We start from the raw sequence: 12,480 nt of genomic DNA on the forward strand, positions 1-12,480 counted from the left end.
GGCGGACCATATCAAGACCATCGGGAAAAATGCCATCCGGGTTTTTCCGGTTTGTGTCGCTCTTAAGAGGACAGTGTAACAATGAGTCGAATGACGCCCTTCTCCAGCCCGCTTCTTCTGGGCTTCGACGCCATGGAAAAGACGCTCGAACGTCTGGCGAAGTCGGGCGACAGCTACCCTCCGTATAACATCGAGCGTCTGGGCGCCTCGGACGGCAAGGCGGAAAGGCTGCGCATCACACTTGCCGTGGCGGGTTTCGCAGAGAACGACCTCGATGTCACCACCGAGGAAAACCAGTTAATCGTGCGCGGCCGTCAGACCGACGACACCGAGCGCGAGTTCCTCCACCGCGGCATCGCCGCTCGCCAGTTCCAGCGCTGCTTCGTGCTGGCCGACGGCATGCGGGTGGTCGGCGCGGAATTGAAGAACGGCCTGTTGTCGATCGATCTCGACCGTCCGGAGGCCGAGCGGCTGGTACGGAAAATAAACATATCGGTGAAAGACTGATCTTTGCCGATGGCTCTAATGCGGGACGGCCAGAAGTGGCGTCCTTGCGCCAAGGAGGCTTGTAATGACCAGAATTGACGAAACCCTGACCATGACCAGCGGCGAATTCGCCCATCTCGGCGAAGGTTCGGTCGCATATCTGAGGAAAATATCGAGCGACGATTTGCGCGGCCGCTTCCCCGGCCTCGGCGAAATCGCGCCCGGGCTGGAACTGTGGGCGCTGTTTGCCGCCAACGGTCAGCCGATCCTGCTTTCCGATGCCCGTGACCGGGCCCTGGCGGGTGCGCTGGAGAATGATCTGACCACGGTCGCCATCCACTGACCCCAACCACTATTTGAATTTGGGGTCGTTGCCTGAATTGGAAAGGGCCGCTCCCGGCGGCCCCTCAAGGTTATATCCCAAAAACCGGGTTTATCCAAAGACCAGCTTCACCCAAACTTCAGGCCGCGTGCGAGGCTTGAGTGTCCGACAGCAGCGCGTGGATCGCCACTGCGTCGCGCGTCCCCCTGATCTTGGCCACCGTATCGCCATCGCGCAGCACGCGCGCGATACGCGACAGCGCCTTAAGATGGTCGGCGCCGGCGCCTTCGGGCGCAAGCAGCAGAAACACCAGGTCGACCGGCTGGTCGTCGAGCGCCTCGAAATCGACCGGCGCCTCCAGCCGGGCAAACACGCCTGCGATCCGCTTGACCCCTGCGAGCTTGCCATGCGGAATGGCGATGCCGTTGCCGACGCCGGTGGAGCCCAGCCGCTCACGCTGCAGGATGGTGTCGAACACTTCCCGCTCCGGAATGCCTGAAATCGCCGCCGCCCTCTCCGACAGCAATTGCAGAAGCTGTTTTTTGGAATTCGCCTTCAACGCCGGCATGATAGCCGGGACGCTGATGAGATCGCTAAGATCCATGCCTGAAAAATCCCTTGCTCGCCTACCGCGCCGGTCGTCCCCCTCGCGCGGCCGGCTTTCTTATCCCTGCGCGACTTTGGTGGTCGACGGATCGATCCAGCCGATGTTTCCATCCGGCCGGCGGTAGACAATATTGACGTGGTCGTTTCCGGCGTTGCGGAAGACGAAAACCGGGCTGTCCTTGGTATCGAGTTCGATGACGGCAGACGCCACCGACATGGTGCGAAGCGTCACGGTCGATTCGGCGACGATGGCCGGAGCGAAGTTCTCCGGGATTTCCTCTTCGTCGTCGGCGAGCGGCTCCATCACGGCGTAGGCGATGTCGGTGGATTCGCCGTTGCCGTTGCTGGAATTGTGCGACTTCAGCCGGCGCTTGTAGCGCCTGAGCCGCGTTTCGAGGCGATCGGCGGCCGCCTCGAAGGCAAGCGTGGGATCCTGGGCGTCCCCGGTCGCCTGCAGCGAGGCGCCGGAATCGAGGCGGATCATGCAATCGGCCGAGAAGCGCGACCCTGCTTTGATGACCGTTACATGTCCTGAAAAACCCCGATCGAAATATTTTTCAATCGCTTCGTTGACACGATCGTTGATGCGCGTACGGAACGCATCGCCGATGTCCATGTGTTTTCCCGAAATGCGCAGATTCATCTGAAAACTGACCTTCCCTGCTCAGGCTTCAAACTGTCCCAAGTTTATACCCGTGGTGCGCGCGCACAAGCTTTGCGGCGGCACGCGCGCCGATTTTAGACCCGAACTTTCCGGTTGATCACAAGTCGCCTTCTGGCCGTCCGAGGCCTTCGCTTTGACGGAGCCATTCGCGAGGCGGGCATCACGGCCCGGCTCATGCGGGCGGGCTTCTAGACACTTCATTGCAGCTTGTCAATGAAACACGAAAACTGTGAAAAATCGCCATTCCTCAGCTCGGACCAAACTAGGTCAGGCCCGATAAATATCAACTGCCCTATCGCCCGGCGTTGGCCAGCGCCCGCTTCTCCCGGCGCCGCTGCACCGATGAAGGAATGTTCATGCCTTCCCGGTATTTGGCGACCGTGCGGCGGGCGATGTCGACGCCGCTTTCCCGCAGCATGTCGACGATAGCGTCGTCGGAAAGCACATCGGCGGGCTTTTCCTCGTCGATCAGCTGCTTGATGCGGTCACGCACGGCTTCCGACGAATGCGCTTCGCCGCCTTCCGCCGAGGCGATCGAAGCGGTGAAGAAATAGCGCAGCTCGAACACGCCGCGAGGCGTCAGCATGTATTTGTTGGCAGTGACGCGGCTCACCGTCGATTCATGCATGCCGATCGCGTCGGCCACCGTGCGCAGGTTGAGCGGCTTGAGATGCCGCACGCCATGGACGAGGAACGCGTCCTGCTGGCGCACGATTTCCGAAGCCACTTTCAGGATCGTCTTCGCCCGCTGGTCGAGGCTGCGCGTCAGCCAGTTGGCGTTCTGCAGGCATTCGGCCAGAAACTCCTTTTCCGCCTGGTCCTTGGCATGGCCGGAAACCCGGGCGAAATAGACATGATCGACCAAAACTCGCGGCAGCGTGTCGGCGTTGAGCTCCACCGCCCAGCTGCCGTCGGCAGCGGCCCGCACCTCGACGTCGGCAACGATGGCGTCGCTCGCGCCGCCCGAAAACGCGGTGCCGGGACGCGGATCGAGAGCCCGTATCTCGGCCAGCATGTCGAGAAGGTCTTCCTCGTCGACGCCGCAGATGCGTTTCAGCGTCTGGAAATCCCGCCGCGCCAGGAGTTCGAGATTAGCCACCAGGGCCTTCATCGCCGGATCGAGCCGGTCGCGTGCGGCAAGCTGCAGCGACAGGCATTCGGCGAGGTCGCGGGCAAACAGTCCGGCCGGCTCGAAGGTCTGGCAGACCGCGAGCGCTCGCGCGACCGCTCCCATGTCCGCCCCCAGCCGCGCGGCAATCTCTTCCAGATCGGCGCGCAGATAGCCCGCTTCGTCGAGGCTGTCGGCAAGCTCGCCGGCAATCAGGCGCTCGGCGGGTTTGGAGAAGGCAAGCGCGATCTGTTCGCCGACATGCTCGCGCAGCGTCACGATGGTCGCGGCCATCTCGCCGACGTCGAAGCCTTCCGACGAAGCGCCGCCGGCGCTGCCCGCGGATGCCGACTTCCATTGGGCGGTGAGATCCGGTCCGAGCTTTTCGCTCGTGCCGGGATCGTCGGGAAACAGGTTCTCCAGCGAAGAGTCGAGCTTTTCCGAGATCGCCTCGGCGCTCCATTCCGTCTCGCTTTCGAACCAGTCGTCCCCGGCGGCGGGTTCTGGAGCGGTCTCGCTCTTCTGCGGCTGGTCGCCGCCCGCATCGTCCTGCGGCTCGGCCCGCTCCAAGAGCGGATTGCGCTCGATTTCCTCGTCGATGAAGCGCTCGAGCTCGACATGGGTGAGCTGCAGCAGCCGGATCGACTGCATCAGCTGGGGCGTCATCACCAGCGACTGGGACTGTCTGAGCTGCAGTTTGGCCGCCAGCGCCATGGTTGGATTCAAACGCCTCGTCTACGCATCGAGCTGCCGTTTTTCGGTCGGGAATAGAAACTGGCCCGGCTTTTGCTTGTCAAGGCAAACGCTAGCAGAGACGGCTTACCGGAGCCTTTATTCGCGGGCAGAGCAGGCGTAAAGCCGGAAAATTCAGCGAGAAATTGCCGCGGAACCGGAATTTCGCGTTTAGAGCGTAAAACCCTCGCCGAGATAGAGCCGCCGCACATCGGCGTTGGCGACGATCTCGTCGGCGCGGCCATGCGTCAGCACCTGGCCGGCATGGATGATATAGGCGCGGTCGATCAGGCCGAGCGTCTCGCGCACATTGTGGTCGGTGATCAGCACGCCGATGCCGCGCGCGGTCAGATGGCGGACGAGCTGCTGGATGTCGGCGACCGCGATCGGATCGATACCGGCGAAGGGCTCGTCGAGCAGCATATAGGCCGGCCGTGTGGCCAGCGCCCGCGCGATCTCGAGGCGGCGTCTTTCGCCGCCGGACAGCGACATCGACGGCGCCTTGCGCAGATGGCTGATGTGGAATTCCTCGAGCAGCTCGTCGAGCGTGCGCTCGCGTTCCTTGCGGCTCTTTTCCACCACTTCCAGAACGGCGCGAATGTTCTGCTCGACGTTGAGGCCCCGGAAGATCGACGCTTCCTGCGGCAGATAGCCGATGCCGAGGCGGGCGCGCCGGTACATCGGCATCGAGGTGACGTCGAAGCCGTCGATCTCGATCGTGCCTTCGTCCACCGGCACGAGACCGGTGACCATGTAGAAACAGGTGGTCTTGCCGGCGCCGTTGGGCCCAAGCAGTCCGACGGCCTCGCCGGCCCGCACGCCGAGCGTCACGCCGCTCACCACCTTGCGGCCCTTATAGCTCTTGGTCAGGCCCTTGGCGATCAGGGTGCCCTTGAACTTTGCCTTGTCGGCGCCGATCGTCGCCGGCGCAGACGCTTTTGCGGCCGTCCGCCCCGGGAGGCGGGCCAGCAGCGACGATACGCCGACCATTAGTTGCTCGACGCTCCCTGCTGGGCCGTGCCCTTTTGGGGCGAGCCCTGCTTCTGCGGCGTAATCGACATAATGACCCGACCGCCGGTGCCGCAGCCGTCGACATTGGCAAGGCCGCTTTTCATCTGAACGGTGAGCTTGCAGCCCTTGAGCACGTTGTCGCCCTGCGAGAGCACGACTTCGCTGCCGGAAAGAACGAGCACCTGGGTCTTCATGTCGAACGTGCCCTTGTCGCCGGTGGCGATCTGGTCGTTCGATTTAATATAGACTTTGTTCTCGACCACGAGGTGGTCGATATTGGCTGCCCCGGTCATCGCCGATGCGCCCGCCGCCGCGCCCTTGGGAGCGTTTGGATCCTTGACGTAATAGACCGTCATCTTGCCGGCCTTGAGCAGCGTCGGCCCCTGATTGACGGTGACGTTGCCGCTGAAGATAGCCGCGCTGTCGGCCTGGCGGACCTCGAGCTTGTCGCTTTCGATCTGGATCGGCTGGTCGCCTGACAATTTCAGGCCGGACATCTGGCTGGTGCCGCCGGATTGGGCAAGCGCCGGCGCCGCCCCGAGCAACATGAAGAGAGAGGCCGCCGCTGCAAGCCTTGCCGAACTACTGCGACGCATTCTGCTCTCCGCCCTTTGCCTCTGCCGCCTTCAGACTTGCCGCGTCGATGTTGACGCGCACCCGGTTCTCGAAGACCACGACCTTGCCGTTTTCTTCCACCGACATCGAGTCGGCGGTGATGCGCGATCCGCCGCGGCTGACATCGACCGGATTGTCGGTCTTCATAGAGCCTTTGCCCATGTCTAGGAAGACCGATTTGAACTTGGCTTCCATGCCGTCGCTCGTCGTCACCAGGACATCGCTTGTGAGGTCCATCGTGTTGGCGTCGCGGTCGTAGATGCCATGCGCGGCGTTGACCGCCACCACATTGTCGCTCGCGACGGGCAGCTTGGCATTGATGCCTTCGAGGTCGATGATACCCTGCTTGCCGACATCCTGTGTCGCCCTGGTCGCCGTCAGCGAATAAGGCAGTTTCTGCTTGGTGAAGCCGTTGAGCTTGGGGTTGGCCATCACCAGCTTGCCGTCCGAAAACGCCGTGCCGTCGGCCTGCACCGAGATCGACACCGGCGCGGCGAGATAAGAATAGACCGGAAAGGCGATCGCAATTGCCGCCGCCAGCAGCGGCACGGCGAATTTCAACACGCGCACGCGGCGCGAATGCCGCTGCGCACGATCGAACGCATCGCCGCGCGTGCCGCTTTCGCCAGCGGCAGCCGATACCGTTTCGGCATCGCTCGTTTCGTCAGATCGCGCCAACATGACTATTTTCTAATGAGCCCTTGCCCCGCCAAACACCGCCTATAGGTGGTATGCCGGTCCCCGCAAGCAAGCACAAGCGGAGGAAAACTGCAAAAATGTGACGGCTACTACCGTACGACTAGGACGAATCCGGCTGCACTGCCAGCTCTTCATAGCAGATAGGAACGGGCTGCGTTAATTTTTCGTGAGGTCGTCGTGACCGCCGCGTTGCGCCAAGACCTGTCAGGGCCAGGGCGTCAGGAAACGGTAGCCCCGCGCGGATGGTTGCTTTAAAAGCGTCCTTTCCCACCGAATGTGAGGCTGACCATGGCAATGAGAGCCGACGACCTGATCGACCGCCGCCGCTTGCGCCGCAAGCTGACGTTCTGGCGCGTGACCGCGTTTGTGATTGTGGCGGCGGCTCTGATCGCGTTTTCGGCATGGATCTATGGTGACGATTTCACCGGTCAGGCGATCGACCACATCGCGAAGGTCAAGATTGAAGGCACCATCACCGAGGACGAGGAGCTGATCAAAAGACTGGAGACGATCCGCAAATCCGCAACGGTGAAGGGCGTCATCCTGTCGATCGATTCGCCCGGAGGCACCACGGTTGGCGGCGAGTCGATCTATGAGGAAGTGCGCAAGCTCGCCGCCGACAAGCCGGTGGTGGCCGAGGTCGGCACGCTGGCCGCGTCCGCCGGCTATATGATCGCAAGCGCGGCCGACCACATCGTCGCCCGCAAGACCTCGATCGTCGGATCGATCGGCGTGCTGATCCAGTATCCCGACGTGAGCGGCCTGATGGACAAGCTCGGCATCAAGCTCGAGGAAGTGAAGTCCTCGCCGCTCAAGGCTGCGCCCTCGCCGTTCAAGCCGACCAATGACGACGAGCGCACCATGGTGCGCAAGCTCATCCTCGACAGCTATGACTGGTTCGTCGGCATTGTCGCCGAACGGCGCAAGATGACCCGCGAGCAGGCGCAGGCGCTGGCCGACGGTTCGATCTTCACCGGCCGCCAGGCGCTCGCCAATCACTTGGTTGATGCCGTTGGCGGCGAACCCGAGGCGATCAACTGGCTGGCGACCAAAGGCGTCGACAGCAAGCTCAAGGTCGTCGAATGGAAGGATACGGAGGGGCACGGCCTCCTGTTTTCGAGAAGCATGACCAAAGCCGTCGCCAACGCGCTCGGCCTGCCGGATGCCGGCGGCGACATCATTCACGAGCTTGGCGCCGACCGCTTGTTCCTTGACGGTCTCGTTTCGGTCTGGCACCCTTGACAACCATTGGGACGAGCCAAATAAAGCAATAAAATCATCCTGATATTTGACCGCAGTGGTTTACGGGGAACGTTCATGATCAAGTCCGAGCTTGTGCAGATCATTGCCGCGCGCAACCCCCATCTTTTCCTCCGCGACGTTGAAAACATCGTCGGCGCGATCTTTGACGAGATCACCGACGCGCTCGCCGAAGGCAACAGGGTCGAGTTGCGCGGTTTCGGTGCCTTTTCGGTGAAAAACCGTCCTGCCCGCACCGGCCGCAACCCCCGCACCGGCGAATCCGTCGAGGTCGAGGAGAAGTGGGTGCCGTTCTTCAAGACCGGCAAGGAGTTGCGCGAAAGGCTGAACGGCGGCAAATAGGCGCCGCGCCGGCAGGTCGGAAACGACGTTTCGGCGTTTAAGCCACCTCCAGGAGATTTGATGTTCAATCGCGTCATGCTCGTCGTGGTCTTCGTGCCGCTGGCCGTCATCCTGATCGCGCTTGCCGTCGCCAATCGCGGCCTCGTCGCCTTCACGCTCGACCCGTTCCACCCTGGCAATCCGGCGCTGACGCTGAATTTGCCGCTCTTCATCTTGCTGTTCCTGGCTTTGGCCATCGGCATGATCGTCGGTAGCATGGCGACCTGGGTGAAGCAGGGCCGCTACCGCAAGCTCGCGCGCCAGCGCGGGCTGGAGTCCGAGAACTTGCGCCAGGCAGTGAGCCGCGCACCCGCTGCGCCGAAAGGACCGGCGCTGCCCAAGCCGACGAACTAAACAGCGCCTTACGGAGCTTTCCATGCTGACTATTTCGGCCGCCGAGGTCGACCGCGCGCTGACCTTTTCAGGTCTGGTCGAGACACTGCGCACCGCCTTCCGCGAAGGCGCCGTGCAGCCGGTGCGCCACCATCACGCGATCGAGCGGCCGGACGGCGCCGCCTCGACGCTTTTGTTGATGCCGGCCTGGACCGACTTCGACGCCGCCGGCACCTCGGCCGGCGGCCATATCGGCGTCAAGATCGTCACCGTCTCGCCGGACAATAACGCGATCGGCAAGCCGGCGGTGATGGGCCTCTATCTGCTGCTCGACGGCGTGACCGGCGAACCCCAGGCTCTGATCGACGGCCAGCGGCTGACGCAATGGCGGACCGCCTGCGCCTCGGCGCTCGCCGCATCCTATCTCGCCCGCGAGGACGCCTCGCGGCTCTTGGTGATCGGCGCCGGCGCGCTGTCACCCTTCCTCGCCAAGGCGCATTCGGCGGTGAGGCCCGTTAAGTCGATCCGCATCTGGAACCGCACGCCGGCCAATGCCGAAAAGGTCGCGGCAGCGCTGCATGCCGAAGGCTTTCCAGCAAGCGTGGCAGGCGACCTCGAAACCGAGCTTGGCGAGGCCGACATCGTCTCGTCGGCGACGATCACGACCGCGCCGCTGATCAAGGGCGCGCTGCTGAAGCCGGGCGCCCATGTCGACCTGGTCGGCGGCTTCACGCCGCAGATGCGCGAGAGCGACGACGATGCCATTTCCCGCGCCCGCGTCTATGTCGATACCCGCGCCGGCGCCACCAAGGAGGCCGGCGACATCGTGCAGCCATTGGCTTCCGGTGTCCTGAAGCCGGAAGCGGTCATCGCCGACCTGCACGAACTGGCGCGTGGCGAGAAACAGGGCCGGCAAAGCGATAGCGAGATCACGCTGTTCAAGTCCGTCGGCGCAGCGCTTGAAGATCTCGCCGCCGGCATCGCCGTCTACAAGGCGCTCAGCACAAGCAAGTAAGAGGATAGGGTAGTGAGAAGCTCACACCTACCCTCCTACTGCCCTGCTGCCTCGTTCGGCCAATAGACACGCAGCCGATGACCGTCGGGATCGAGCGCGACGAAGGTGCGCCCGAAGTCGAGATCGACCGGCGCCTGTGGGATTTTCAAACCCCGTTCCGCCCAGTCCGCATGCGTGGCGTCGACCGCGGCCGCATTCTCCATCGCAAGCACGAGCTCGCCGCCCCCGCCCGCGGCGGCGGCCGCCGGTTCAACCGTGTGGCGCGACCACAAGCCGAGCTTGAAGCCGTTGTCGAGGACGAACATGGCGAAGGTGGGCGAGGCCTCTACCGGCTGGCGCCCGAGCAGCGAGGCGTAGAACGCGCCGCTCTTCTCGGGGCTGTCGACATAGAGGATGACGAAAATGGGCGTGGTCATGTCGATCTCCAAGGTGTTTGAACCTTGGCCAAGCTAGATCATCCCACTGTCAGATTCTGGCAGCAGCGATCAGCCAGCAGGCTCCTGCGCCGTTTTCCGGGCCGATTCATCGTGCGTCGCTCGCCATTCCTTGAGCATCGCCTGGCGGCGGCGCGGATAGCGGATCTCGGTGGCTGCGAGATTGGCCATGCGGTCGGCGCGGAAATGCCGGAAATCCTGGCGCATCTCGCACCACGCCACCATCACCCGCACCTTGTCGAAGAAGCCGAGCGCGAACGGCCATACCATGCGCTCAGACGACGCGCCGCCGGCGTCGCGATAGAGGAAGCCTAGCTTGCGCTCGCTGCGGATCGCCTGCCTGACGATGCCGAGATCGATCGCCTCGCCGCTCGCTGAATTTGGCCCGACCAGCAGCGTCGTGGTGTCGAGATCCTCACGCAGATCGTCCGGCAACACCGCCGCGATCTTGGACAATGCATCCGCCGCCGCCGCGGCCAGCCGCTTGTCCGGCTGTTTCGCCACCCAGCGCGAGCCGAGCACGATCGCCTCGATCTCCTCGTCGGTGAACATCAGCGGCGGCAGCATGAAGCCGGGCTTCAGCACATAGCCCAGCCCCGCTTCGCCTTCGATCGGCGCGCCCTGCCCCTGCAGCGTCGCGATGTCGCGATAGAGCGTGCGGATCGACACGGCCATTTCCTCCGCAAGCGCGCGGCCGCTGACCGGCCGGCGGTGGCGGCGCAGAATCTGGATCAGGTCGAGCAGGCGTTCGGAACGGGACATGACCGGAGACTTGCCCGTTTCTTCGGGCGAGGTCCATCGCATCGCGACAGAACAGCGCCGGACCATGCGGTTGCGAAGGTCAAGGGCCTATGCCAAAAGCGGCGTGCCGTTCCGGAGATTGTTCTTGAAGTCCTTTCGCGACCGAAACCGCGACAACCGTCCGCGCCAGCCGGCGAATCCCTCCAGCCAGTCGCGGCTGCGGGAGGCGGCTTCGCCGGAGAGGCCGGAGCCGCATCGTCGTCAGGAAGCAGAACCAGCGCAGCGCCCCCTCGCCCGCCGCGAAGGCCCGTTGCCCGCCGAGCGCCTGCCGCTGATCCTCGAGGTCGCGCCGAATGCCGACTATGCTCTGCTGGACAGCGGCGCCGGCGAAAAACTGGAGCAGTATGGGCCCTACCGCATCGTGCGCCCCGAAGGCCAGGCTATCTGGCAGCGGGCGCTTCCCGCCAAGGAATGGCAGCGCGCCGACGCCATCTTCACCGGCGACACCGACGAGGAAGGCATCGGCCGCTGGCGTTTTCCAAAAACGCCGCTCGGCGAGACCTGGCCGATGAAGCATGACGGCATCGACTATCTCGGCCGCTTCACCTCATTCCGCCATGTCGGCGTCTTTCCCGAACAAGCCTCGCATTGGGACCACATGGCCGGCCTGATCGCCGCGGCAAAGCGACCGATCAAGGTGCTGAACCTCTTCGGTTACACAGGCCTTGCCTCGCTGGTGGCGGCGCGCGCCGGCGCAGAGGTCACTCATGTCGACGCCTCGAAAAAGGCGATCGGATGGGCGCGCGAGAACCAGGAGAGAGCCGGCCTCTCCGACAAGCCGATCCGCTGGATCGTCGAGGACGCGGTTAAGTTCGCCGAGCGTGAGGAGCGCCGTGGCAGCCACTACGACATCGTGCTCTTCGACCCGCCCGCCTATGGCCGCGGTCCCAAGGGCGAAGTCTGGCAATTGTTCGAGGATCTGCCGGGCCTCACCGATCTCTGCCGCTCGATCCTGACGCCGAAGCCGATCGCCGTGGTGCTGACCTCATATTCGATCCGCGCCTCCTTCTTCGCCATTCATGCCTTGATGCGGGACGCCTTCGCCGGCATGGGCGGCACGGTCGAATCCGGCGAGCTGATCATCCGCGAGAAATCCGCCGGCCGCGCGCTGTCGACCTCGTTGTTCTCGCGCTGGGTGGCTTGAATGGTCCCGCATGATGGCGCCCGGCCCGTCGGGCAGGTCAAGGAAGTCACCAGCCTCGCCAATCCGCTGGTCAAGGACATCAAGGCGCTGGCGCTGAAGAAGTTTCGCGACCAGCAAAACGCCTTCATGGCGGAAGGCCTGAAGCTGGTCATCGACGCACTCGACCTCGGCTGGTCGATCAGGACGCTCGTCTTCGCCAAGGCCGGGCGCGGCAACGCGGCGATAGAAAAGGTCGCGGCGCGCACTGTCGCCGCCGGCGGCACTGTGCTCGAAGTCTCGGAAAAGGTGCTGGCGGCAATCACCCGCCGGGAAAATCCGCAAATGGTCGTAGGCGTCTTCGTCCAGCAGACGTTGCCGCTGAAGGATATCCGCGCCACGGACGGCGACGTCTGGGTCGCGCTCGACCGCGTTCGCGATCCCGGCAATCTCGGCACCGTCATCCGTACCGTCGACGCCGTCGGCGCGAGGGGCGTCATCCTGGTCGGCGACACCACCGATCCGTTTTCGCTGGAAACCGTGCGCGCCAGCATGGGCTCGATCTTTGCCGTGCCGGTCGCGAAGGCGACGGAGCAGGCTTTTCTGGCCTGGCGGCGCGACTTTCCGGGCCTCGTCGCCGGAACGCATCTGAAGGGCGCGGTCGACTACCGGTCGGTCGACTTTTCGAGAGGCCCGGTGCTGCTGTTGATGGGCAATGAGCAGCAGGGCCTGCCCGACAGCCTTGCCGACAGTTGCGACCGGCTGCTCAGGATCCCGCAGGCCGGACGCGCCGATTCTCTCAATCTGGCGGTTGCCACCGGCGTCATGCTGTTCGAAATCCGGCGTGGCGCGTTGAAGCTCGACCCCACTGCCGACTCGCGATGAGGGCTGCG

General features: G+C 63.8%; 16 protein-coding genes. 8 read left to right on the top strand and 8 right to left on the bottom strand.

Translation table 11 applies throughout. The features are described 5' to 3' along the window. Window positions 1-81 precede the first annotated feature (81 nt). The gene (locus P9228_RS14290) at window positions 82-507 is read left to right on the top strand and encodes an Hsp20 family protein (protein WP_067004038.1); all 426 of its coding nucleotides are present in this window, start codon (window positions 82-84) and stop codon (window positions 505-507) included. A gap of 64 nt (window positions 508-571) precedes the next feature. After that, window positions 572-829, top strand: coding sequence for a DUF1150 family protein (locus P9228_RS14295; RefSeq protein WP_067318876.1), 258 nt, complete (start codon window positions 572-574; stop codon window positions 827-829). Window positions 830-947: 118 nt separating this feature from the next. On the opposite strand, the gene ptsN is transcribed toward P9228_RS14295, so the two are convergent. From ptsN to lptC, 6 genes are all read right to left on the bottom strand, one after another. After that, complete coding sequence (ptsN, locus tag P9228_RS14300) at window positions 948-1,412, bottom strand: PTS IIA-like nitrogen regulatory protein PtsN (RefSeq protein ID WP_067004043.1); 465 nt, start codon at window positions 1,410-1,412, stop codon at window positions 948-950. A gap of 60 nt (window positions 1,413-1,472) precedes the next feature. After that, the gene (gene raiA, locus P9228_RS14305; RefSeq protein WP_067004045.1) at window positions 1,473-2,057 is read right to left on the bottom strand and encodes a ribosome-associated translation inhibitor RaiA; all 585 of its coding nucleotides are present in this window, start codon (window positions 2,055-2,057) and stop codon (window positions 1,473-1,475) included. Between the two features lie 313 nt (window positions 2,058-2,370). Further along, on the bottom strand, window positions 2,371-3,900 hold the full coding sequence (rpoN, locus tag P9228_RS14310; protein ID WP_278053160.1) for an RNA polymerase factor sigma-54: 1,530 nt from the start codon (window positions 3,898-3,900) through the stop codon (window positions 2,371-2,373). A 189-nt stretch (window positions 3,901-4,089) separates the two neighbouring features. Then, window positions 4,090-4,908, bottom strand: coding sequence for an LPS export ABC transporter ATP-binding protein (gene lptB, locus P9228_RS14315; RefSeq protein WP_067318880.1), 819 nt, complete (start codon window positions 4,906-4,908; stop codon window positions 4,090-4,092). After that, on the bottom strand, window positions 4,908-5,525 hold the full coding sequence (locus tag P9228_RS14320) for an LptA/OstA family protein (protein WP_067318882.1): 618 nt from the start codon (window positions 5,523-5,525) through the stop codon (window positions 4,908-4,910). The genes lptB and P9228_RS14320 overlap by 1 nt, the downstream gene beginning before the upstream one ends. Then, window positions 5,512-6,225: an LPS export ABC transporter periplasmic protein LptC gene (gene lptC, locus P9228_RS14325; RefSeq protein ID WP_067004053.1), complete on the bottom strand. Its 714-nt coding sequence runs from the start codon at window positions 6,223-6,225 to the stop codon at window positions 5,512-5,514. The genes P9228_RS14320 and lptC overlap by 14 nt, the downstream gene beginning before the upstream one ends. Before the next feature lie 306 nt (window positions 6,226-6,531). Here lptC and sppA point away from each other — a divergent pair, with 306 nt between their 5' ends. The 4 genes from sppA to P9228_RS14345 all read left to right on the top strand — a co-directional run bounded on the left by sppA (window position 6,532) and on the right by P9228_RS14345 (window position 9,232). Further along, complete coding sequence (gene sppA / locus P9228_RS14330; RefSeq protein ID WP_278053982.1) at window positions 6,532-7,485, top strand: signal peptide peptidase SppA; 954 nt, start codon at window positions 6,532-6,534, stop codon at window positions 7,483-7,485. A gap of 75 nt (window positions 7,486-7,560) precedes the next feature. Next, window positions 7,561-7,845 (top strand): integration host factor subunit beta, encoded by a 285-nt coding sequence (locus tag P9228_RS14335; RefSeq protein WP_027165368.1) that lies wholly within the window; start codon window positions 7,561-7,563, stop codon window positions 7,843-7,845. Window positions 7,846-7,905: 60 nt separating this feature from the next. Then, on the top strand, window positions 7,906-8,238 hold the full coding sequence (locus P9228_RS14340; protein WP_278053983.1) for a DUF1049 domain-containing protein: 333 nt from the start codon (window positions 7,906-7,908) through the stop codon (window positions 8,236-8,238). Window positions 8,239-8,260: 22 nt separating this feature from the next. After that, window positions 8,261-9,232 carry an ornithine cyclodeaminase family protein gene (locus tag P9228_RS14345; protein WP_278053985.1) on the top strand — a complete coding sequence of 324 codons (972 nt, stop codon included), beginning with the start codon at window positions 8,261-8,263 and terminating at the stop codon, window positions 9,230-9,232. A 35-nt stretch (window positions 9,233-9,267) separates the two neighbouring features. Here P9228_RS14345 and P9228_RS14350 read toward each other — a convergent pair whose 3' ends face one another. Both P9228_RS14350 and P9228_RS14355 read right to left on the bottom strand, forming a co-directional pair. Beyond that, window positions 9,268-9,648 (bottom strand): VOC family protein, encoded by a 381-nt coding sequence (locus P9228_RS14350; protein WP_127216575.1) that lies wholly within the window; start codon window positions 9,646-9,648, stop codon window positions 9,268-9,270. A 69-nt stretch (window positions 9,649-9,717) separates the two neighbouring features. After that, the gene (locus tag P9228_RS14355; RefSeq protein WP_127216574.1) at window positions 9,718-10,428 is read right to left on the bottom strand and encodes a YafY family protein; all 711 of its coding nucleotides are present in this window, start codon (window positions 10,426-10,428) and stop codon (window positions 9,718-9,720) included. 124 nt (window positions 10,429-10,552) lie between these two features. Between P9228_RS14355 and P9228_RS14360 the strand changes: the two genes are divergently transcribed. Beyond that, window positions 10,553-11,611, top strand: a complete 1,059-nt coding sequence (locus P9228_RS14360) for a class I SAM-dependent rRNA methyltransferase (RefSeq protein ID WP_278053989.1) — start codon at window positions 10,553-10,555, stop codon at window positions 11,609-11,611. Next, entirely contained in the window at window positions 11,612-12,472 is an 861-nt protein-coding gene (locus tag P9228_RS14365; protein WP_127216572.1) for an RNA methyltransferase, read from the top strand. Window positions 12,473-12,480 lie beyond the last annotated feature (8 nt).

It is taken from the genome of Mesorhizobium sp. WSM4898, from assembly GCF_029625845.1.
Taxonomy (GTDB): domain Bacteria; phylum Pseudomonadota; class Alphaproteobacteria; order Rhizobiales; family Rhizobiaceae; genus Mesorhizobium.